General features: G+C 58.9%; 19 protein-coding genes. 7 read left to right on the top strand and 12 right to left on the bottom strand.

The annotated features are described in order from the left end of the window. Window positions 1–52: 52 nt before the first annotated feature. The 3 genes from IEQ42_RS08265 to IEQ42_RS08255 all read left to right on the top strand — a co-directional run bounded on the left by IEQ42_RS08265 (window position 53) and on the right by IEQ42_RS08255 (window position 2,586). The gene (locus IEQ42_RS08265) at window positions 53–817 is read left to right on the top strand and encodes an enoyl-CoA hydratase-related protein (RefSeq protein WP_210703171.1); all 765 of its coding nucleotides are present in this window, start codon (window positions 53–55) and stop codon (window positions 815–817) included. 120 nt (window positions 818–937) lie between these two features. Continuing rightward, window positions 938–2,044: a catalase family peroxidase gene (locus IEQ42_RS08260; RefSeq protein WP_210703170.1), complete on the top strand. Its 1,107-nt coding sequence runs from the start codon at window positions 938–940 to the stop codon at window positions 2,042–2,044. Then, window positions 2,041–2,586 carry a cytochrome b gene (locus tag IEQ42_RS08255; protein WP_047301987.1) on the top strand — a complete coding sequence of 182 codons (546 nt, stop codon included), beginning with the start codon at window positions 2,041–2,043 and terminating at the stop codon, window positions 2,584–2,586. The genes IEQ42_RS08260 and IEQ42_RS08255 overlap by 4 nt, the downstream gene beginning before the upstream one ends. Here IEQ42_RS08255 and IEQ42_RS08250 read toward each other — a convergent pair. From IEQ42_RS08250 to IEQ42_RS08240, 3 genes are all read right to left on the bottom strand, one after another. Continuing rightward, window positions 2,583–3,782, bottom strand: a complete 1,200-nt coding sequence (locus IEQ42_RS08250) for an MFS transporter (RefSeq protein ID WP_210703169.1) — start codon at window positions 3,780–3,782, stop codon at window positions 2,583–2,585. The genes IEQ42_RS08255 and IEQ42_RS08250 overlap by 4 nt on opposite strands. Before the next feature lie 152 nt (window positions 3,783–3,934). Next, window positions 3,935–5,086, bottom strand: a complete 1,152-nt coding sequence (locus IEQ42_RS08245; protein WP_210703168.1) for a M14 family metallopeptidase — start codon at window positions 5,084–5,086, stop codon at window positions 3,935–3,937. Window positions 5,087–5,554: 468 nt separating this feature from the next. Further along, window positions 5,555–5,893, bottom strand: coding sequence for a DUF6124 family protein (locus IEQ42_RS08240; RefSeq protein WP_042559920.1), 339 nt, complete (start codon window positions 5,891–5,893; stop codon window positions 5,555–5,557). A 130-nt stretch (window positions 5,894–6,023) separates the two neighbouring features. On the opposite strand from IEQ42_RS08240, the gene IEQ42_RS08235 reads away from it, so the two are divergent. Then, window positions 6,024–6,683, top strand: coding sequence for a LexA family protein (locus tag IEQ42_RS08235; protein ID WP_210703167.1), 660 nt, complete (start codon window positions 6,024–6,026; stop codon window positions 6,681–6,683). A 39-nt stretch (window positions 6,684–6,722) separates the two neighbouring features. Here IEQ42_RS08235 and IEQ42_RS08230 read toward each other — a convergent pair whose 3' ends face one another. The 4 genes from IEQ42_RS08230 to IEQ42_RS08215 all read right to left on the bottom strand — a co-directional run bounded on the left by IEQ42_RS08230 (window position 6,723) and on the right by IEQ42_RS08215 (window position 12,478). Further along, window positions 6,723–8,672, bottom strand: a complete 1,950-nt coding sequence (locus tag IEQ42_RS08230; RefSeq protein ID WP_210703166.1) for an acetyl/propionyl/methylcrotonyl-CoA carboxylase subunit alpha — start codon at window positions 8,670–8,672, stop codon at window positions 6,723–6,725. Continuing rightward, the gene (locus tag IEQ42_RS08225; protein WP_210703165.1) at window positions 8,672–9,487 is read right to left on the bottom strand and encodes a gamma-carboxygeranoyl-CoA hydratase; all 816 of its coding nucleotides are present in this window, start codon (window positions 9,485–9,487) and stop codon (window positions 8,672–8,674) included. The genes IEQ42_RS08230 and IEQ42_RS08225 overlap by 1 nt, the downstream gene beginning before the upstream one ends. Before the next feature lie 118 nt (window positions 9,488–9,605). Next, on the bottom strand, window positions 9,606–11,210 hold the full coding sequence (locus IEQ42_RS08220) for a carboxyl transferase domain-containing protein (protein WP_210703164.1): 1,605 nt from the start codon (window positions 11,208–11,210) through the stop codon (window positions 9,606–9,608). A gap of 104 nt (window positions 11,211–11,314) precedes the next feature. Beyond that, window positions 11,315–12,478 carry an isovaleryl-CoA dehydrogenase gene (locus IEQ42_RS08215; protein WP_210703163.1) on the bottom strand — a complete coding sequence of 388 codons (1,164 nt, stop codon included), beginning with the start codon at window positions 12,476–12,478 and terminating at the stop codon, window positions 11,315–11,317. A 208-nt stretch (window positions 12,479–12,686) separates the two neighbouring features. On the opposite strand from IEQ42_RS08215, the gene IEQ42_RS08210 reads away from it, so the two are divergent. Beyond that, window positions 12,687–14,384 carry an AMP-binding protein gene (locus tag IEQ42_RS08210; RefSeq protein ID WP_210703162.1) on the top strand — a complete coding sequence of 566 codons (1,698 nt, stop codon included), beginning with the start codon at window positions 12,687–12,689 and terminating at the stop codon, window positions 14,382–14,384. Window positions 14,385–15,050: 666 nt separating this feature from the next. Here IEQ42_RS08210 and IEQ42_RS08205 read toward each other — a convergent pair. The 3 genes from IEQ42_RS08205 to IEQ42_RS08195 form a co-directional block, all read right to left on the bottom strand. Beyond that, window positions 15,051–15,950: a hydroxymethylglutaryl-CoA lyase gene (locus IEQ42_RS08205; protein ID WP_042559913.1), complete on the bottom strand. Its 900-nt coding sequence runs from the start codon at window positions 15,948–15,950 to the stop codon at window positions 15,051–15,053. 145 nt (window positions 15,951–16,095) lie between these two features. Then, window positions 16,096–16,494: a MerR family transcriptional regulator gene (locus tag IEQ42_RS08200; RefSeq protein WP_042559912.1), complete on the bottom strand. Its 399-nt coding sequence runs from the start codon at window positions 16,492–16,494 to the stop codon at window positions 16,096–16,098. Window positions 16,495–16,691: 197 nt separating this feature from the next. Next, on the bottom strand, window positions 16,692–17,621 hold the full coding sequence (locus tag IEQ42_RS08195) for a LysR family transcriptional regulator (protein ID WP_210703161.1): 930 nt from the start codon (window positions 17,619–17,621) through the stop codon (window positions 16,692–16,694). Between the two features lie 171 nt (window positions 17,622–17,792). Here IEQ42_RS08195 and IEQ42_RS08190 point away from each other — a divergent pair, with 171 nt between their 5' ends. Continuing rightward, window positions 17,793–19,022, top strand: a complete 1,230-nt coding sequence (locus IEQ42_RS08190; RefSeq protein ID WP_115147313.1) for an acyl-CoA dehydrogenase — start codon at window positions 17,793–17,795, stop codon at window positions 19,020–19,022. 144 nt (window positions 19,023–19,166) lie between these two features. Here the strand turns inward: IEQ42_RS08190 and IEQ42_RS08185 are convergent, their stop codons facing one another. Together IEQ42_RS08185 and xthA are read right to left on the bottom strand one after the other, a co-directional pair. Then, the gene (locus IEQ42_RS08185) at window positions 19,167–20,501 is read right to left on the bottom strand and encodes a substrate-binding domain-containing protein (RefSeq protein ID WP_210703160.1); all 1,335 of its coding nucleotides are present in this window, start codon (window positions 20,499–20,501) and stop codon (window positions 19,167–19,169) included. Window positions 20,502–20,630: 129 nt separating this feature from the next. Then, window positions 20,631–21,443, bottom strand: coding sequence for an exodeoxyribonuclease III (gene xthA, locus IEQ42_RS08180; protein ID WP_210703159.1), 813 nt, complete (start codon window positions 21,441–21,443; stop codon window positions 20,631–20,633). 328 nt (window positions 21,444–21,771) lie between these two features. Between xthA and IEQ42_RS08175 the strand changes: the two genes are divergently transcribed. Then, window positions 21,772–22,422, top strand: coding sequence for a GNAT family N-acetyltransferase (locus tag IEQ42_RS08175; RefSeq protein ID WP_007912451.1), 651 nt, complete (start codon window positions 21,772–21,774; stop codon window positions 22,420–22,422). The last annotated feature ends 42 nt before the right edge of the window (window positions 22,423–22,464 follow it).

Here is a 22,464-nt window from a genome sequence, read left to right as displayed (position 1 = left end):
CACCGCGTCGATATTTTTCTTAGTGTTACTTAATCCAAGGAAGGCAATGAACATGAACATATCGATCGAAAGACTCGGACGCGTTGTGCTGATTCGGCTCAATCGTCCACGAGCCCGCAATGCCCTGAGCCAGCAAATGATGAGTGAACTGCTCGATTGCCTGAGAGGCCTGGACAATGATCCGGGTGTCGGTTGTTTCGTTATTACCGGTACGAATGAGTACTTTGCTGCCGGCGCTGATATCAAGGAAATGTACGCAAAGACCTGTCTGGAAATGATTGAGCAGGACTACTTCGCCGGTTGGGATGCCTTCGTCGGGTTCAAGACACCGAAAGTGGCTGCAGTGGCGGGGTATGCCTATGGCGGCGGCTGTGAGTTGGCCATGATGTGCGATGTGCTCATCGCCGCCGAGTCAGCGCAATTTGCGTTGCCTGAGATCACGCTCGGCGTCATGCCGGGCATGGGCGGAACCCAGCGTCTGACACGTGCGATCGGCCGGGCTAAAGCCATGGACATGATCCTGACCGGGCGCTCGATCAGTGCTCGGGAGGCCGAGCAGGCGGGATTGGTGTCGCGCGTGACAGCCGCCGATGACTTGCTTGAACAGGCACTGGCAGTTGCGCAGCAGATTGCCGGGTTTCCACGAACGGCGACATTGGCCGCGCGTGAAGCAGTGGATCGCGCTCAGGAAGTCGGGCTGCGCGAAGGCATCCTGTTCGAGCGTCGAGTGTTTCACGGCTTGTTCGCCACACCGGGGCAAAAAGAAGGCATGCAGGCATTTTTGGAGAAGCGCACGCCACGTTTTGAGCAGATTTAACCTGCTCAACGCATCAGCAAACGCAGTGACCTGAAAGAAACTACAGTTCAAAGGGAATAATCCTACGAGGCGTGCGTCTCATAGCACCTTTCCCTATGGCCGATGGCCCTGGAGTCTTTCATGGTTGATCGCAGCTCACCCAACGCGGCACCACCCGGCGGGCCGCAACGCCCGCCATTGAGTGCCGCGAACCTGGTATTGCGTCTTGGCGCCATTGCCGTGGTAGTCGCCGCCGTGGCCGGGGCTTTTGCCTACGTTAATGGCACCTTTGACCCACAACGTCTGACGCCCAAAGCGCTGGTCGATGTGCTGGAGAAGAACAACGGCGTGCATCCCGGGTTTCGCCGTAATCACGCCAAAGGCGTGTGCGTGATCGGGCATTTTGAGAGCAGTGGCGAGGCGCGAGTGTTCTCCACCGCGCAGGTGTTCAACGATCCGCGCACGCCAGTGGTCGGGCGTTTCGCGCTGCCGGCGGGCAATCCTTATGCACCGGACAGCAGCGTGCCGATCCGCAGCCTGGCGCTACGATTCACTCAGGCCAATGGTCAGCAATGGCGCACCGGGATGAACAGCATGCCGGTGTTCCCGGTCGGCACGCCTGAGGCGTTCTATCAGTTGCAGCAGGCGCAATCGCCGGATCCGGCCACTGGCAAACCGGATCCGACCAAGGTGCCAGCCTTTTTTGCAGCGCACCCGGAAGCCGTGCCGTTTCTGACGTGGGTGAAGACCGCCAAGCCATCCGCCAGTTACGCCACTGAAACGTATAACAGCGTCAACGCGTTCTATCTGGTGGACGCCAGTGGCAAAAAACAGGCCGTGCGCTGGAGCATGAAACCTTTGGCGCAGGACACTGCGGGTGCCACTGCGCCTGAGGGGGGCGATTTTCTGGAGAAAGACCTGGTGCAACGATTGGCGTCCGCACCGTTGCGTTTTCAGTTGAACATTACCTTGGCCAATGCCGATGACCCGGTGAACGACGCCAGCAAAGCCTGGCCAGAGGGGCGCAAGGTTCTGAACGCCGGCACCTTGGTGCTGGAGCGAACCCAACCGCAACTGAGCGGCGAGTGCCGCGACATCAACTACGATCCGCTGGTGCTGCCGGCCGGGATTCAAGGTTCCGACGATCCGTTGCTTGCGGCTCGCTCCGCCGGTTACGCCGATTCCTACCTGCGACGCACCAGCGAAGTCAGCCAGTTGCCCGCCGCCAAACAGGAGGCTCGTCCATGAGCGCTCAACCGACTCATTTCGCGCTGCTGGCGCGGCTGCTGCATTGGCTGATGGCGCTGATGATCATCGCCATGCTGTTTATTGGCGCCGGCATGGTCACCTCGGTTTCCGAGCGGCATGAATGGCTGATCCATCTGCACAAGCCATTGGGTATTGCGATTCTGGCGCTGGTGATCGTGCGTCTTCTTGTGCGGTTTTCCACTCGGCAACCGCCGCTGCCCGCCGATTTGCCGAACTGGCAAGTGATGGCGGCCAAGGCTTCGCATGTATTGCTGTATGCGCTGATGCTGGTGTTGCCGTTGCTCGGATGGGCGATGATCAGTGCGTCGGGCGAACCGGTGATGCTCAGCAGCTCGCTGCTGTTACCGTCAATTGTGCCGGCCGATGCGCAGTTGTTTGCGTTGCTGCGCAAGGCCCATGGGTATCTGGCGTATCTGTTGTTCCTGACGGTGCTGCTGCACCTGGCGGCGGCGCTGTTCCATGGCTGGGTGCGCCGCGACGAGGTACTCGACAGCATGTTGCGCGGGCGTGATCGCCGTTAGCCTGCCTGAGCGGCGCATTGTGAAGATGCGCCGCTTCTCAGCGTCAGGTACCAGTACGCCAACGCCAGGGCATTGATGCCCGCGCCCAGCCAGCACACGCCGATCCATCCGGCCCACGCATACATGGCGGTAGAGCCGATCGAACCCAGCGCGCTGCCGATCGAATAGAACAACATGTAACCGGCGGTGAGGCGGCTTTGTGCTTCCGGGCGCACGCTGTAGATCATGCTTTGGCTGGTGACGTGCACGGCTTGTAAGCCCAGATCCAGGGTGACTACGCCGAGTAGCAACGCCCACAGCGAGGATTGGGTGAGGGCGATCGGCAGCCACGAGCCGAGCATCAACAATAGCGATAACCCACTGACCCACTGGCCGAGACCTCGATCAGCCAAGTGACCGGCGCGGGCGGCGGCCAGCGCGCCTGCGGCCCCGGCAAGTCCGAACAAGCCGATTTCGCTGTGGGAAAGTGACAGCGGCGGGGCGGCTAGCGGTAGGACCATCGGCGTCCACAGCACCATGGCGCTGGCGAAGGTCAGCAGGGCGAGCATTGCGCGCTGACGCAGAACGGGCTCTTCCCTGAACAAACCAAAAACCGAGATGATCAATGCACGATAGGTTGTCGTCGGCTGCGGACGTTCTTTTTTGGGCAGCACGTGAAACAGCAGTAAAGCGATCAACAACGTCAGCCCCGCCGACAGCAGATAAATTGCCCGCCATCCAGCCAGATCGGCCATGGCGCCTGCGACCGTGCGCGCCAGCAAGATGCCGACCACGATGCCGCTGGTGACCACGCCAACCACGCGCCCGCGTTGTGCCGGGATCGCCAGCGTCGCTGCGTAAGCCACTAATACTTGCGTCACCACGGCGAGCAGACCGGTCAAGGTCATGCCGATCAATAGCCACAGGCTGCTGGGTGCCAGCGCGATCATCAGTAACGCCGCGGCCGATAGCAGCGTCTGCGCGACGATCAATCGTCGTCGGTTGAGCAAATCGCCAAGTGGCACGAGCAATACCAGGCCGACGCCGTAACCGACCTGAGTCAGGGTAATCACGATGCCAATGGTTGCCGGCGACATGGCAAACGCTTCGGCCATCGCGTCGAGCAGCGGTTGCGCGTAATACACATTGCCCACGGCCAGACCACAGGCAACGGCAAAGAGCAGTATCACGCTGTTGTTGAGTGAATGAGGTTTCATACCCGGCTTCCTTTTAGGTTTCAAATTAAAACCAGAATCACGGTATGTAATCTGGTTTCGTTTTGCAACCTGATTGAGCGAGGCTGTGCATTGCACAAAACAAAAGATCGCAGACAAGCTGCGATCTTTTGCGGATTACCGAGAGCGGGGGGTCAACGCAGGGTGCCGACCATGTCGGCAATGGTGGTCAGCACGTCTTTGCCCAATTGCTTGGAGCGTTTGCCCGACCAGCCGGTGTGTTGATCTGGATGGTCGTCGTGATCCTTGAACGGCATTTCCAGCGTCAGCGACAGGCAATCGTACTTCTGACCGACGCTGTTGCACGCCAGGGTCATGTTGGCCTGGCCCGGTTCGTCGCGGGTGTAGCCGTACTTGGTCTGGAAGTCTTTGGTGGTGTGCTTCAAGTGGTTGCGGAAATGTTCTTCGAGCTTCTCGATCCGAGGTGTGTAGCCCGGATTGCCTTCACAACCGGCGGTGAAGACGTGGGGGATTTCCTCGTCCCCGTGTACGTCGAGAAACAGATCGACACCGTATTTTTCCATTTGCTGCTGCACGAAAAGCACTTCAGGGCTGACTTCCTGAGTGGCGTTCTGCCAGGCGCGGTTCAAGTCTTGGCCCATGGCATTGGTGCGCAGGTGACCATGGAACGCGCCGTCCGGGTTCATGTTCGGCACCAGGTAAAGATCGGCGCTGGCGAGCAATTTGTTCATGACCGGATCATCGTGTCTTTCCAGGCGCTCGATCACGCCTTCCATGAACCATTCGGCCATGTGTTCACCCGGGTGTTGCTGGGCGATGATCCAGACTTTGCGCTGGCCTTCGGCACCTGTGCCTTTGCGCAGCAATTGGATGTCGCGGCCTTCGACGCTCTTGCCGGTGGCCAGCAGTTCGGTGCCGGCTTTGGTCAGGGCCTGCTCGATCAGCCAGTCGTGACGGCCACGGCTGTAAGGTTCGAAGTAGGCGAACCAGGCGTGGGTCTGGGTGGCTTCAAGGGAGAAACGCAGGCAGTCGCCTTCGAAGATCGTCGGCACACGGAACCAGTTGACGTGATCGTAGGAGGCCACTGCCTGATAGCCTGGCCAGCCTTTGCTGTAAGTCGATTGACTGGCGTTGTTCAGGCGAAACCAGTGCTCCTGGCCGACATGCAAGCCGCTGGCCTTGAAGTGAAACCACTGGAAATGCGCGCTGCGGGTGTCCGGGCGGATGGCCAGAACCGGGTTGAGCGGATTACTGATATCGATGACTTGGATATTGCCGCTGTCGAAATTGGCGCTGATGTCGAACGAAGATTTGGCCACGGTCATAATCGGTTCCTGAATATGATTTTTATGGCCGTTACTTTACACACAAGATGGACGTGAAACCGAGTGTAATTGTGGTGTGGAGGCGGGGGCGTCCTCCATGACGCGGATGCAGCTTAGAGTGTATGCGATTGATTCTCAAGTGCTATCTGTTGTTAGTTTTCCCCAATGCAGCCGGGCTTGTCTTGCCAATCGATATTCTTTTGATATTATCCGCGCCATCGAATTTGCAGCATCTAAAGACTTCATTAGCCTGAAGCTATAAGCCCAAAAATGGGCAAAAAAAAGACCCGGCAATAAGCCGGGTCAAAAACCGTGATTAGCCTGATGAGGAGATAGTCCAGAAGACCGACCTAAGGTCTCTGGTCCATCGACTGATCTCGCGACCAGCTGTATGCAATAATAATCATTATCATTTGCAAGTCAAATGTTTTCATCTGGACGATTGGAAAATTCTTTCTTCTCGCGCCTTCAGGTTTCCTCGCCATCAAGCGAGTGGTCGACCATTGCCCGCGCCATATCCACCATATGCACCACCGAAAATGCCAGGTCGCGGCTCGCGCCCTGCAGGTTTTCTGCTGCCTTGAACGCGGTGGCTGCCGCGCAACGCAGTAGATCCGAGGCGTGCACCAGCGCTTCCTCGCCGCTGAGATGGCGCCTCACATCGAAGAAGCGCTCATCGACTTCGGGCTCTGACACAGCCGGTTTCAAGTAATAGTCCAGTGCTCGCTGTGCCGCGGCATTGCCTTGTGGCGAGGTGAACGTGGTGTCCATTTGCAGATCGGGCAAGTCTTTGCTGCTGATATTCATGATGACGGCCACTCCTTGTTCGATTGAAAATCCGTGCTTTCAGAATAGTACGAAGTGTAGTTTTGACTAAAAATTAAATACTACAATTTGTGTTTTGTTGTGCGGAAGGCCTCCGCGTAAGGTGCTGCACATGGATAAATGGATTGAGTTGGTCAAGGCCAAGATGAGTGAACTCAAAATCACTCAAACAGTGCTCGGAGAGCGCGTCGGTATGTCCCAGGGAGGGATCGGTCATTGGCTGAACAAACGTAGGGAACCGGGCGTCACTGAAATGAATCGCGTGCTGCATGCGCTGGGCATGGAATATCTGGAAGTGGTGGTACTGATCCGCGAGCAGCAGGAGACGCCGGAGGATGAGATGCCGCTGGCGCAGAAGTACAACCCGTACTTCCGTTACCCCGTCAGTGACTGGCGAGCGCCATGCGAGGTGCGCGAAAGCGGACAGCCAGCCTATGCGCCCGCGCCCGATAAACAACGCTTCGAATTGACGGATTACCACGCCCGAGGTGCTGCGTTCTGGCTGACGGTGACGGGGGATTCGATGACCGCGCCCAGTGGCATAAGCATTGCTGAAGGCATGCTGATTCTGGTGGATCCAGAGGTGGAGGCGGTGCCCGGCAAGCTGGTGATCGCGCAGTGGCCGGGAAGCGACGAAGCGATTTTTCGAAAACTCGACGAAGAGGGCGGCCAGCGCTATCTGGTGCCGCTCAATCCGACCTGGCCGAAAGCCCTGTTTACCGATGAGTGTCGAATTATCGGCGTAGTGGTTCAGGCAACGGCGCGTTTTTAGTCAGATCGATCCTCGCCAGGCGTAGGATCGATCTTCATTTCACACAGCTTCCAGCTCAACCAAAGCGCTGCCTTCGCCAACCATTTCGCCTTCCTGGCAATACAGCGCCTTGATCACGCCGGCGTGTGGTGCGCGGATGCTGTGTTCCATTTTCATGGCTTCCAGCACCACCAGTTGCGCCCCGGCCTCAACCGATTGACCCGCTTCAACCAGAACCCGCACGATGCTGCCGTTCATTGGCGCAGTCAGTCCGCCTTGATGACTGTGGCTGGCTTCGACAGCGCTGATCGGGTCGTACGACTCGATACGCCGCAACTCACCTTCCCATTGCAGATACAGTGAATCGCCCTGACGGATAGCGCGCAAGTCACGACGCACCCCGTCGTGCTCGACAATCAGTGCTTCACCCAACAGTCTGGCGGTGCTACCTGCACCCAACGTCAACGCGCGATCCTGGCCCTCGCAACTCAAGTGCAGGGTGATTTCCGGCGGCAGACCCGCGCGCAAACCGCTATTGCGAGCCCATGGCGAACTCGGGTCATCAGCCCGCGCAATGCTCGGCAGGCTCTGCGCAAACGCCTGCGCCGCCACATTCCAGAACGCATCACTCAGCTCGCCCGGAGCCGGCAACAGTTGCTCCTGATAACGCGGAATAAAACCGGTATCCAGTTCTGCCGCCGCGAACGCGGGGTGAGCGATGATCCGCCGGAGAAAATTGATATTGGTTTTCAAGCCGCCAATCGCAAACTCATCGAGCATGCTCAACAGCCTCAGACGCGCCTGCTCCCGATCTTCGCCCCAGGCAATCAGCTTGCCGAGCATTGGGTCGTAGAACGGCGAAATCTCGTCACCTTCTGCGACGCCGCTATCTACCCGCCGTCCTGGGCCGTCGGCTGATTCGCGATACAGGGCCAGACGTCCGGCGGCGGGCAGGAAGTCATTCGACGGATCTTCGGCATATAACCGAACTTCAATGGCATGGCCATTGAGCGGCACTTGCTCCTGAGTGATCGGCAACGCTTCACCACGCGCAACGCGGATCTGCCACGCAACCAGATCCAGGCCGGTAATGGCCTCGGTCACGGGATGCTCAACCTGCAGTCTTGTGTTCATCTCCATAAAGAAGAATTCGCCGCGAGCATCGAGCAGGAATTCCACGGTGCCCGCGCCAACGTAGCCGATCGCCTGCGCCGAACGCACAGCCGCTTCACCCATCTCGCGGCGCAGCTGCGCGGTCAGCCCCGGTGCCGGCGCCTCTTCGACAACTTTCTGATGGCGGCGCTGAATCGAGCAATCACGCTCATTGAGATAAAGGCAGTTGCCGTGCTGGTCGGCAAACACCTGAATTTCCACATGGCGTGGCTTGAGCAGGTATTTCTCCACCAGCATTCGCGAGTCGCCGAACGATGATTGTGCCTCACGTTGAGCGGAGGCGAGGGCTTCGGCCAGTTGGCTGACGTCCTCGACGACTTTCATGCCTTTGCCGCCACCACCGGCAGTGGCTTTGAGCAGCACCGGATAACCGATGCGTTCACAGGCGTCGCGGAAGGTGTCGAGGTCTTGCGCTTCGCCGTGATAACCCGGCACCAGCGGTACGCCAGCCGTTTCCATCAGCGCTTTGGCGGCGGATTTGCTGCCCATGGCGTCGATGGCCGAGGCGGGCGGGCCGAGGAAGATCAGACCCGCGGCTTCGATGGCGCGAGCGAATCCGGCGTTCTCGGAAAGAAAACCATAACCCGGATGAATCGCCTGGGCGCCGCTGGCCTTGGCCGCTGCGATCAGTTTGTCGATTTGCAGATAACTGTCGGCCGCTTTGCTGCCGCCCAGATCAACGCGGATATCTGCTTCACGGCTGTGTCGCGCATCACGGTCGGTAGCGCTGTGTACCGCGACTGTGGCCAGGCCCAGGGCCTTGGCAGTGCGCATGACCCGGCAAGCAATTTCGCCTCGGTTGGCCACCAGCAGGGTGGTGAGAACAGGTGCGCTCATCAACGCGGCTCCTTGGTGGTGGTTGCGGCTTGCCAGTTCGGCGGACGTTTTTGCAAAAAGGCGCGCAAGCCTTCCTGACCTTCAGGGCTGACGCGGATGCGGGCGATGGCGTTTTCGGTGTAGCGGCGCAGGGCTGGAGTCAGCGCACCGTTGCCGACTTCACGCAGCAAATCCTTGCTGGCGCGCATGGCAGCAGGGCTGTTGAGCAGCAGATTATCGATCCATTGCTCGACCTGTTGCTCAAGCTCTGCGTTCGGATAGCTCTCGGACAACAAGCCGATTTCCCGCGCACGCTGGCCACCAAAACGCTCGGCGGTCAGGGCATAGCGGCGTGCTGCGCGCTCGCCGATGGCCTGCACCACGAACGGGCTGATCACCGCTGGCGCCAGACCGATGCGCACTTCCGACAGGCAGAATTGCGCATCATCGGCACCAATCGCCATGTCGCAGCAACTGATCAGACCCAACGCGCCGCCGAATGCTGCGCCTTGCACCACGGCCAAGGTTGGAATCTTCAGTTTGGCCAGGTTGTACATCAACTCCGCCAGTTCCCGAGCATCGTCGAGGTTGGTGTGATAATCGAGTTCGGCCGATTGCTGCATCCACGCCAGATCGGCGCCGGCGCTGAAATGCTTGCCGCGCCCGCGCACCAACAGGAAACGCATGCTGGCGTCGCTGGCCACCTTGTCGAGGGCGAGGATCAGTTCGCGGATCATTTCGGCGTTGAAGGCGTTGTTCTTCTCCGCACGGTTGAGCCACACAGTCGCAAAACCCCGTGGGTCGCTGTGCAGTTCGAGGGTGTTGAAATCGCTCATATTCATCCGTCTCCACGGTTCTTGTGGGAGCGAGCCTGCTCGCGAAAGCGGTTTATCAATCGACTTCTCTGATTCCTGACAGACCGTTTCGCGAGCAGGCTCGCGCCCACAAAAAGCATCACATCCGGAACACGCCGAAGCGGCTCGGTTCGATAGGCGCGTTCAACGACGCGGACAAGGCCAGGGCCAACACATCGCGGGTCTGCGCCGGGTCGATGACGCCGTCGTCCCACAATCGTGCGCTTGAATAGTAGGGGTGACCCTGTTCTTCGTACTGGTCGAGAATCGGCTGCTTGATCTCGGCTTCCTGCTCGGCGCTGAACGCCTGGCCGCTGCGTTCAGCCTGTTCGCGTTTGACCTGTACCAGCACGCCAGCCGCTTGTTCGGCGCCCATCACGCCAATGCGCGCGTTCGGCCACATCCACAGGAAACGCGGATCGTAGGCGCGACCGCACATGCCATAGTTACCGGCGCCAAAGCTGCCACCGATGATCACGGTAAATTTCGGCACCTTGGCGCACGCCACAGCGGTCACCAGTTTTGCACCGTGCTTGGCGATGCCGCCGGCTTCGTATTTCTGGCCAACCATGAAGCCGGTGATGTTTTGCAGAAACAGCAGTGGAATGCCGCGCTGGCAGGCCAGTTCGATGAAGTGCGCGCCTTTCTGCGCGGCTTCGGCGAAGAGGATGCCGTTGTTGGCGAGGATGGCGATCGGGTAGCCGTGCAGATGGGCGAAACCGCAGACCAGCGTAGTGCCGAACAGTGCTTTGAATTCATCGAACACCGAGCCATCGACCAGCCGCGCAATCACTTCACGGACATCGAACGGCTGCTTGGCGTCGGCCGAGACCACACCGTACAACTCGTCGCTGCTGTACAGCGGAGCGATCGGTGTGCGCTGCTGCACTTCGCCGAGCTTGCGCCAGTTGAGATTGGCGACGCTGCGGCGGGCGAGGGCCAGGGCGCGCTCGTCGCTTTCGGCGTAATGGTCGGCCACCCCGGAAATCTTGCAGTGCACATCGGCCCCGCCCAGGTCCTCGGCGCTGACCACTTCCCCGGTCGCGGCTTTCACCAGCGGCGGGCCGGCGAGGAAAATCGTTGCCTGGTTGCGCACCATGATCGCTTCGTCGGCCATCGCCGGCACGTAAGCGCCACCGGCGGTGCACGAGCCCATGACCACGGCGATCTGTGGAATGCCCATCGCGCTCATGTTGGCTTGATTAAAGAAGATCCGCCCGAAGTGTTCGCGATCCGGGAACACTTCGTCCTGACGCGGCAGATTGGCACCACCCGAATCCACCAGATAAATGCACGGCAAACGGTTTTGCTGGGCGATGGTCTGCGCGCGCAGGTGTTTTTTTACGGTCAATGGATAATACGAACCACCTTTCACCGTCGCATCGTTGGCGACGATCATGCATTCGACGCCTTCAACCCGGCCGATACCGGCGATCACGCCTGCGGCCGGAACGTCTTCGCCATAGACACCGTGGGCGGCCAACTGGCTCATTTCCAGAAACGGCGAGCCCGGATCGAGCAGGCGGTTGATGCGTTCACGCGGCAGCAGTTTGCCTCGCGAGGTGTGGCGTTCCTGTGCTTTCGCGCCGCCACCCTGCGCGACCTGTGCGAGCAGGGTGTGCAGGGCGTCGACCTGTTTGAGCATCGCGGCGCTGTTGGCGGCGAATTCCGCTGAACGAGGATTGAGCTGAGTGTGCAGAATCATGTGCTACTCCGTAGCAGCTTCAAGTTTCAAGCTACGAGCTGCAAGTTGAGGCGAGAGCGCATGTCTCTTGCCGCTTGACGCTCGCAGCTTGCCGCTGACGAAATTCATTTCGTTTCGTTGAACAGTTCGCGACCGATCAGCATGCGACGAATCTCACTGGTGCCGGCGCCGATTTCGTACAGCTTGGCGTCACGCAGCAGACGACCGGCGGGGAATTCGTTGATGTAACCGTTACCGCCGAGAATCTGGATCGCGTCGAGGGCGATCTGCGTGGCACGTTCGGCGGTGTAAAGGATTACGCCGGCAGCGTCCTTGCGTGTCGTTTCACCGCGCTCGCAGGCCTGAGCCACCGCGTAAAGGTAGGCGCGGCTGGCGTTGAGTTGGGTGTACATGTCGGCGACTTTGCCCTGGATCAGCTGGAATTCGCCGATGCTCTGGCCGAACTGCTTGCGGTCATGGATGTACGGGACGATCAGATCCATGCACGACTGCATGATCCCGGTCGGGCCGCCCGACAGCACGACGCGTTCGTAATCGAGGCCGCTCATCAGCACTTTCACGCCGCCGTTGAGCACGCCGAGGATGTTCTCTTGCGGCACTTCGACGTCATCGAAGAACAGCTCGCAGGTGTTGGAACCGCGCATGCCGAGCTTGTCGAACTTGTTGCTGCGGCTGAAGCCTTTCCAGTCGCGCTCGACGATGAATGCAGTGATGCCGTGGGCGCCTTTTTCCAGATCGGTCTTGGCGTAGATCACGTAGGTGTTGGCGTCGGGGCCGTTGGTGATCCAGGTTTTGCTGCCGTTGAGGACGTAGCGGTCGCCACGTTTGTCGGCGCGCAGTTTCATTGAAACCACGTCAGAACCGGCGTTCGGCTCGCTCATCGCCAGCGCGCCGACGTGCTCGCCGCTGATCAGCTTCGGCAGGTACTTGGTTTTCTGTTCGTGGTTGCCGTTACGGTTGATCTGGTTGACGCAGAGATTGGAGTGCGCGCCGTAGGACAACGCCACCGAGGCCGAGCCGCGGCTTATCTCTTCCATCGCCACCACGTGCGCCAGATACCCCAGGCCTGCGCCGCCGTACTCTTCCGGCACGGTGATACCGAGCAGGCCCATGTCACCGAATTTGCCCCACATGTCGGCAGGGAACAGGTTGTCGCTGTCGATTTGCGCCGCGCGTGGGGCGATCTCTTTAGCGACGAAGGACTGAACCTGATCGCGCAGCATGTCGATGGTTTCACCGAGGGCGAAGTTCAGGGATGGGTAGCTCATGGGTCACCTTTTGGCTTTTTTGTAGGGTGGGGAGGGCGGCGGTTCAGCTCTCACCTTGACGTTAACGTAAGCCTGCGATGAGTGACTGTCAATCACACTTTACGTTAACGTCAACTTAGGCGAGAGTAGAGACAGTTCAAGATAGAAAACGGACTGTCCCAGAGGGACTAATCCGGCAAACCCGCTAATAAAGACAATAGGGGTCGTCATGGATCAACCCAGTGCAAATCCGCAGCGCAGTTACACCCGAGGTTCCCAGGACAAAGCCTTGCTGGCGATGACCATCGGGCAGATGTTCGATCAGACCGTCGCGCGATACCCGGACGGCGAGGCGTTGGTGGTGCGCCATCAGCAGCTGCGCTACTCCTGGCAACAGCTCGCTGACGCAGTGGATCTGCATGCCAGGGCTTTGCTGGCGTTGGGATTGCAGGCGGGCGATCGACTCGGCATCTGGGCCCCGAATTGCGCGCAGTGGTGCATCACCCAATTCGCCACCGCGAAGATCGGGGTGATCCTGGTCAACATCAACCCGGCCTACCGCACCTCCGAACTCGAATATGTCCTCAAGCAGTCGGGCTGCAACTGGCTGGTCTGTGCCGGAGCATTCAAGACCTCCAGTTATCACGGCATGTTGCAGGGACTGGTGCCGGAACTGGCGGAGCAATCCATCGGCCAATTGCGCAGCGAGCGTCTGCCGGAGCTGCGTGGCGTGATCAGCCTCGACGCACAACCGCCGTCGGGTTTCCTGCCGTGGTCGCAACTGGCCGATATGGCCGCCAGCATCGCCCCGCAACAACTGCATGAACGCAGCGACAGCCTGCACTTCGATCAACCGGTGAACATCCAGTACACCTCCGGCACCACCGGTTTCCCCAAGGGCGCGACCCTCAGTCACTACAACATTCTCAATAACGGTTACATGGTCGGCGAAAGTATTGGCCTGACGCCGCTTGATCGACTGGTGATCCCGGTGCCGCTGTACCACTGCTTCGGCATGGTCATGGGCAACCTCGGTTGCATTACCCACGGCAGCACGATGATTTATCCCAACGATGCCTTCGATCCGTTGCTGACCCTGCAAACCGTCGCCGAAGAAAAAGCCACCGGGCTTTACGGCGTGCCGACCATGTTCATCGCCATGCTCGACCAGCCACAACGCGGCGAATTCGATCTGTCGAGCCTGCGCACCGGCATCATGGCCGGCGCCACTTGCCCGATCGAAGTCATGCGCCGGGTCATCAGCGAGATGCACATGAGCGAAGTGCAGATCGCCTATGGCATGACCGAAACCAGCCCCGTTTCGCTACAGACCGGACCGAACGATGAACTGGAATTGCGCGTGACCACTGTCGGCCGCACCCAACCGCAACTTGAAAGCAAGATCATCGACGAGGCCGGCAACCTGGTGCCGCGCGGCACCATCGGCGAACTCTGTACCCGTGGTTACAGTGTCATGCTCGGCTACTGGAGCAATCCGCAGGCCACCGCCGAGGCCATCGATGAGGCCGGCTGGATGCACACCGGCGATCTGGCGAGCATGGATGACGATGGCTACGTGAACATCGCCGGACGTAACAAGGACATGATCATTCGCGGTGGCGAGAATGTTTATCCGCGTGAGCTGGAGGAGTTCTTCTTCACCCATCCGGCCGTGGCGGACGTGCAGGTGATCGGCATTCCGTGCTCGCGTTACGGTGAGGAAATTGTCGCCTGGATCAAATTCCATCCCGGCCACAGCGCTTCAGAACTGGAGCTGCAAACCTGGTGCAAGGAGCGCATCGCGCACTTCAAGACACCACGGCATTTCAAGTTTGTCGAAGAGTTTCCGATGACGGTGACGGGCAAGATTCAGAAATTCAGGATGCGCGAGATCAGTATCGAGGAGCTGAAAACAATTGAGCCCTAACCACAATCACTGTGGGAGCTGGCTTGCCAGCGATGGCGTCAGGTCAGCCAGCATCAACGTTGAATGATCTACCGCAATCGCTGGCAAGCCAGCTCCCACAGGGATTGGGGGGTATTCGGGAATCACAGAAAGCACAAAGGGGAGCCGAGGCTCCCCTTTAATTTTGTCGTCGCGTGCTCTTTTTTTATTATTGAGGGTCGGTCTATTGTTGTTTTTGGCAACCGTGGCCCTTTACCGCTGTTTTTGGCGACCCCCATCCGGGATCAAGAGCAAACGTATTTTTTTGAGCGCTGATCTGCTTTCTCGTTAAACGATCCAACCGATTCGGGAGCTACCTGAAGGTAGTTTTATTATTCTCTGCCCGGTTGCGGGTCACTCCTGAGAGCACCCTGAAAAACACACCTTCTCCAAAAAAATCTGTTAGCTGCGTCTCTGCCGTGTTGTTTTTGTTATGTCAGAGTCGTTACGTCTTATTTTTATTGGTTTGCCGCTTTTTATTCTTGTTATGCCATAGAGATAGCAGGACGCGTGCCAACTTTAAAAATTCCTTATAAATCAATGACTTGATATTTTTTCGGGTTTTATCGCCCGGTCAAAGCCAGACAATTTGTTTCCGTGTTACTCGCTCGTGCCCACTTTGCGGACGCAGCGGTAACACCCTCGGCCTCACTGTGCGTTACGGGCCTTGGCCACGCGCGAGCCGCTCGGGCGACCGAGCACCGCGCTGATTTGCTGACCCGCGGCAATCAAGGCGTCCAGGTCGATTCCGGTGTCGATTCCCAGCCCGTTGAGCAGGTAAACAACGTCTTCGGTGGCGACGTTACCGCTCGCACCTTTGGCGTACGGGCAACCGCCGAGGCCGGCGATAGAGCTGTCGAACACCGCGATGCCTTCGAGCAGACTGGCGTAGATGTTGGCCATGGCCTGGCCATAGGTGTCGTGAAAGTGCCCGGCGAGTTTTTCTCTTGGCACCTGCGCCGAAACCACTTCAAACAGGCGACGAGTCGCGCCTGCGGTGCCGGTGCCGATGGTGTCGCCGAGCGACACTTCATAACAGCCCATCGCGTACAACTCGCGCGCAACCATGGCCACTTGCTCCGGCGCGACGGTGCCCTCGTAAGGACAGCCGAGCACGCAGGAAACGTAACCGCGTACGGTAACGCCATGCTGTTTCGCCGCGTCCATGATCGGCGCAAACCGCGCCAGGCTTTCACTGATTGAGCAGTTGATGTTGCGCTGCGAGAACGCTTCGGATGCAGCGGCGAACACCGCGACCTCCTTGACCCCGGCCGCGACAGCATCTTCGAAACCACGCAGGTTCGGTGCCAGTGCACCGTAGGTCACGCCGGGCTTACGTTGGATCTGCGCGAACACCTCGGCGGACCCGGCCATCTGCGGCACCCATTTCGGTGAGACGAAACTGCCGACTTCTATATAGCCAAGACCTGCGGCGCTCAAGGCGTCGACCAGTTGCACCTTGTCAGCCACGCTGATGGGTTGGGCTTCGTTCTGCAGGCCATCGCGCGGGCCGACTTCGATCAGGCGTACTTGGGAGGGGAGGGACATGGCGTTGACCTGCTTGAATTTTGATTCGTGGAGAGTCCTGTGGGAGCGGGCTTGCCCGCGATGACGTCGGGTCAGTCAGCATTAATGCTGGATGCTCCGGCATGATCGCGGGCAAGCCCGCTTCCACAGGGGGAAAAGTTGACCTTTAGATGGCTTGCTGGCTCTTGAGCGTCTGCTCCAGCGCCTGCACGCAGCGTTCCTCGGCGGTATCGAGTTCCAGCTTCATCTGCTCGATGTCGAGCAATTGCTGCTCCAGCTGTTCCCGGCGCTCGCTGATTTTCGCCAGCATGCTGTTGAGTTGTTTGGTGTTACCGCTGGACGGGTCGTAGAGTTCGATCAGTTCGCGGCATTCGGCCAGCGAGAAACCGATGCGCTTGCCGCGCAGGATCAGCTTCAGGCTGACCTTGTCGCGGGGCGAATAGATGCGTTCCTGGCCGCGACGCTCAGGGCTGAGCAGGCCTTGCTCTTCATAAAAGCGAATTGCCCGGGTGGTGATGTCCAGCTCGCGGGCAAGGTCGGAAATGCTATAGGTCTGGCTGCTCATGAAAGCGCTCGATAAAAGGTCTTGGCGCTAAGCTAATGGTAGGTTGACGTTTACGTCAAGCGGGATGATTTTTGGTGTATTTGATGGCCCCTTCGCGAGCAGGCTCGCTCCCACATTCGACCGCATTAATTCAGTCAGAGAGCAATCCCCTGTGGGAGCGAGCCTGCTCGCGAAGAACGATAACGCGGTGTAATTTCTTACACCTTATCAAGCTTCTTCTCATGCGCCGTCACCTGCTGGCACAACTCGATCATCTGCTCGCGCATCCAGCGATTCGCCGGGTCCTGATCGGTGCTCTCATGCCAATACAGATGCGTCTCCACCGGCGGCACATCGTTGACCGGCAGATTAAACGCATGCAGTTCATGGCGACGGGCGAAACGCTCCGGCACGGTCATGACCATGTCGGTCTGCTGCATCACCTGGGACGCCATCAAATAATGCTGCGAGCGCAATGCGATCTTGCGCTGAATGCCCATTTTTCCAAGTGCCAGGTCCACATAGCCGAGGCCGCTGCGACGGCTGGAAATATGGATGTGCGTCAGCGACAGATAGTCATCGAGGGAGAATTTTTCCTTGCCCGCCATCGGATGGCCCTTGCGCATCGCGCAAACGTAGCGGTCTTCCATCAGCTTGACATGACGCACCTGCGGGTCGGTGTTGAGCGGCGCATCCACGGCAAAATCCAGACGTCCGGCCGCCAGTTCCTTGGTGGTCTCGCGACGTTTGGACAGGAAACTCTCAATGATTACCGCTGGCGCCAAACGGCGCAAACGCTGGAACAGCGGCGGCAAAATCACTGCCTCGGTGAGGTCGGTCATGCTGATGCGGTAGGTCTTGACCGCTTGCGCCGGGTTGAAAATGCGACTTTCCTGAACCGATACGCGCAATAGCGACAGCGCGTTGCGCACCGGGCCGATGATGTTCTGTGCCATCGGCGTCGGCACCATGCCCTGAGCCGTGCGTACGAAGAGCGGGTCGTTAAACGTTTCGCGCAACCGCGCCAGCGCGTTGGACACCGCCGGCTGCGTGATGCCGACAATCTGCCCGGCACGGGTCAGGTTGGCTTCGGTGTAGATCGCGTCGAAGACGATGAAAAGGTTGAGGTCGACCTTGCTCAGATTCATAACGCGGCTTCTCTTGTTTTAAGGGCAAGTGTTTTAGGGGCTGACAATCAGCCGATCATATATCGGTGATGAATGTTAATACACGCCGAGAATAGGCTAGGTAAATTATCAACGCTGTTCTAGCATCGATTGCATGACTTAAACAACCTCTGCCCAAGAAGGTAATTGCTCATGGATTTCGCTTATTCGCCCAAGGTGCAAGAACTGCGTGAGCGCGTGACCGCGTTCATGGACACTTACGTTTACCCGGCCGAAGCCGTGTTCGAACGCCAGGTTGCCGAAGGCGATCGCTGGCAGCCGACGGCGATCATGGAGGAGCTCAAGGCCAAGGCCAAGGCACAGGGGTTGTGGAATCTGTTTCTGCCGGAATCGGAACTCGGCGCCGGTCTGACCAACCTCGAATACGCACCCCTGGCAGAAATCATGGGGCGCTCCTTGCTCGGGCCAGAGCCGTTCAACTGCTCGGCTCCGGACACCGGCAACATGGAAGTGCTGGTGCGTTACGCCAACGAAGAACAGAAACAGCGCTGGCTCGAACCGCTGCTGCGCGGCGAGATCCGCTCGGCGTTTGCCATGACCGAACCGGATGTCGCTTCGTCCGACGCCACCAACATGGCCGCCCGCGCCGTGCGTGATGGCGACGAGTGGGTGATCAATGGCAAGAAGTGGTGGACCTCCGGCGCCTGCGATCCACGCTGCAAAATCCTCATCTTCATGGGCCTGAGCAATCCTGATGCGCCGCGCCACGCGCAGCACTCGATGATCCTCGTGCCGGTTGACACCCCCGGCGTGAAAATCGTCCGTCCGCTGCCGGTATTCGGTTATGACGACGCGCCGCATGGTCACGCTGAAGTGCTGTTCGACAACGTACGCGTGCCGTACGAAAACGTCCTGCTGGGTGAAGGACGCGGCTTCGAAATCGCTCAGGGTCGCCTTGGCCCGGGCCGAATTCACCACTGCATGCGATCGGTCGGCATGGCCGAACGTGCCTTGGAATTGATGTGCAAACGCTCGGTGAGCCGCACGGCATTCGGCAAACCCCTGGCGCGTCTGGGCGGTAACGTCGACAAGATCGCCGATTCGCGGATGGAAATCGACATGGCGCGCCTGCTGACGTTGAAAGCGGCCTACATGATGGACACTGTCGGTAACAAAGTGGCGAAGAGCGAGATCGCGCAGATCAAGGTTGTCGCGCCGAACGTGGCACTTCGCGTGATTGATCGGGCGATCCAGATGCATGGCGGGGCAGGGGTGTCTAACGATTTCCCGCTGGCCTACATGTACGCCATGCAACGCACCCTGCGCCTGGCTGACGGCCCCGACGAAGTGCACCGCGCGGCGATTGGCAAGTTCGAAATCGGCAAGTATGTGCCGAAGGAAATGCTGCGTAGCGAGCGCTGATTCGACACCGTGTCATCGTTCATCGCTGGCAAGCCAGCTCCCACAGGGACCTCCAATGAGCACAAATTTTGTGAACACCCGAGAAACCTGTGGGAGCTGGCTTGCCAGCGATGGCATCAGCAGGTTCACCCAATCACATCAGGTTCAGTAGATCCAAACTTCAACCCGCCGATTCTTGATCCGGCCTTCATCCGCGCTATTGGCTGCCACCGGCATCTGCGCGCCAAATCCGCGTACCTCGCGCAGCACCACGCCGTTTTTCACCAGCTCACGCCGTACGGCCATCGCCCGCAATTTGGACAACAAGTCCGCCCGCGCCGGGTCGTCCTTGATGTCGCCAAACCCCACCAGTGTTACCGCGCGATCGGTTTTGTCGTGGCGCGTTATATAGTCGAACACCCGAGCCAGATCCTGCCGAGCCTTGTTGTCGAGGCTGGCACTGCCTTCCTCGAAACGGAAATTGACTGTCAGACGTTGGGCGTGACGGCTGAGGGATTGATACCCCTCCGGCATCAGCGCATTCGGTGCGACGGTCATCGCATGCACGGTCTGACTGATGAAACCGTTGGCCGCAACAATGCCCTGGCCCTGACGACTTTGCGCAAACGCCACCAATGCCTTGGCCCACGGGTTTTGACTGTCGGGCGGCAGATAGAAGAACAATCGTCGCGACAGCGGATAGTCTTCGGTGGCGATCAAGCTGTTGAGTGGCAGCATCGATTGCGACGGGCCATCGGCTATCGCCACCGCTTTGGCCTGGCGCACGTACGGCAAACCGATGAAGCCGATACCCTGTGGATCGCTGCTGACGGCGTCGGATAACTGCTCGCTGGATTCAAACCGTTTCGCCGCGTTACTCAGACTTTTCCCACGACGACTCAAGACCAATTCCTTAAACGTGTCGTACGTCCCGGACTGATCATCCCGCGCATATAAATGAATGACGCCACCACGCCCGCCGAGGTCTTCCCAGGTTTTTAGCTCGCCACTGAAGATCCGCGCCAGTTGTTCGGTATCCAGTTGCTGCAATGGATTATCGGGGTGGAGGATGATCGCCAGGCCATCGATGGCAATGACTTGCTCGGCGCCTGGGCTTTTCAGATCGCCGAGTGATTGCAGTGTCTGTAACTCACCATCCTTGATCTCGCGGGAAGACGCGGCCAGATCGGCGCTGGCGTTTTTCAATGCGACGAATCCGGTACTCGAGCCGTGGGCCGCAACTTCCACGACAACGCGTTGACCTTGCGCGGTCTGGCCAACGATCCGCAGTTCATTGGCGGTGTCCGCGGTTTCGCGGTGAATCTTCAGCAGACCTTGCTCTCGCAGCAATCCTTCAACCAGTGCCGGGCCGAGTTCGGCGCCAATGGTGTTGGATCCCTGGATGCGCAGTGCCGGGCCGTTTTGCGCGATGGGCAGGGCTGCGGCGGAGACCTTCAGCCATGCGCCCAACAGAAAAACCAGTAAAACACGCAGGGTCATGCCGGCACCAATTGAAGCCAAGGGGATTGCCGGGGAGATTAAGTCAGGCGTATGACCAAAACATGACAGCGATTCAATGTGGGAGCGAGCAGGCTCGCTCCCACAGGGGGATTTCAGGTGATTTGAGGATCAGCTCAGTTCAAGCCAGATTGGCGCATGGTCCGAAGGCTTTTCCATGCCGCGCAATTCATAGTCGACACCCGCCGCTTTTACCCGAGGCAGCAAACCGTGGGATGCCAGGATCACGTCGATGCGCAACCCGCGTTTCGGTTCATCTTCAAAACCACGGCTGCGGTAGTCGAACCAGCTGAACATGTCAGTCACGTCCGGGTTCAGGTGGCGGTAGCTGTCGGTCAGGCCCCAGTTTTTCAGGCGGGCCATCCACTCGCGCTCTTCCGGCAGGAAGCTGCATTTGCCGGTTTTCAGCCAGCGCTTCATGTTGTCCGGGCCGATGCCGATGTCGCAGTCTTCCGGGGAAATGTTCACATCGCCCATCACCACCACTGGCTGTTCGTTGCTGAACCGGGTTTCCAGCAGGGTTTGCAGATCGCTGTAAAAACGCTGCTTGGCGGGGAATTTGGTTGGATGGTCGCGGCTCTCACCCTGTGGGAAATAGCCGTTCATGATCGTCACCGGCACGCCATTGGCGTCAGCGAAAGTGCCCCAGATGAAGCGGCGCTGGGCGTCTTCTTCGTCAGTCGCGAAACCTTTGTGGATGGCAATCGGCTCCTGACGCGAGAGCATTGCCACGCCGTAATGGCCTTTCTGGCCGTGGAAATACACGTGGTAGCCAAGGGCACGTACTTCTTCCAGCGGAAACTGGTCGTCGTGGACCTTGGTTTCCTGCAGGCCGATCACGTCCGGCTGGTGTTTTTCGATCAGCGCTGCCAGCTGATGCGGACGGGCGCGCAGTCCGTTGATGTTGAAGGAAACAATCTTCATGGTCGGCAGTCCTGGCAAAAGGGCGATGCTAGCTGACATGTGGGATGGGGGCCAGTGTTGGGGTAGGCAGATTCGGTTTGGTCTGTGGGGTTTGTGCTGTCTGCAATGGCGCCATCGCTGGCAAGCCAGCTCCCACAGGGATCTCCAGCGAACACAAATTTTGTGAACACCCGAGAAACCTGTGGGAGCTGGCTTGCCAGCGATGGCGTCCGTTCAGTCGATGAAGATCCCCAGTTGGTCTATACCTGTGGGGAACCGCAGCATCACCAAAAGGTTCGTACCAACAAGAGCCCCGCCATTCAAGCGGTGCCAGGGGAGAATCACTGACATGCCTGAAACCCAGACCGCCATTGCCGACATTCATATGCTCGACCGCGGTTATTCCCGCGAAGCCAGATCCCTGCTCTATCAGGCCTATCGCCACGAGCCGACTTTCGGTTACCTGTTCGAAGCCGAACGCCCCGGATACGAACAGCGGGTGCGGGCGACGGTCCGTGAACTGGTCAAGCAGCACTTTCTTCAGGACTTGCCCGCCATTGGCCTGCTGGTCAACGACCGCCTGATCGGCATCGCTCTGATCGCGCCGCCGCAGCGCCGCTTGGGCATCACCGAAAGTTGGGCATGGCGCCTGCGCATGGTGCTCAGCACCGGTTTTCGCTGCACCCGGCGCTATCTGGAATATCACGATGCCGTCGCCGCGTGCGTGCCGAGTGATTCGGTACACATGTTGCCGCTGCTCGGTATTCACCCGCAGTTCCAGGGCAAACACTTCGGTGAGCAACTGCTGACGGCCGTACACAACTGGTGCGCGGTGGACGAAACGTCGCAAGGTGTGGTGCTCGACACCGGCAATCCGCGCTATCTGGAATTTTACAAACGACAGGGTTACGAGGAGATCGGCGAAGTTGCCGTCGGCCCGGTGCGTGAGCATGTATTTTTCCACGCCAACCCTCAGGTGTTACAAACAGCAACAGCTTAGCAATCGAACTTCTTGGGAAATTTCCTCTTCTATTACGCTCCC

It is taken from the genome of Pseudomonas iridis (assembly GCF_017980685.1).
Lineage (GTDB): Bacteria > Pseudomonadota > Gammaproteobacteria > Pseudomonadales > Pseudomonadaceae > Aquipseudomonas > Aquipseudomonas iridis.
Note: the sequence above shows the minus strand (reverse complement) of the source record. Positions and strands in the feature narration are given on the sequence as shown.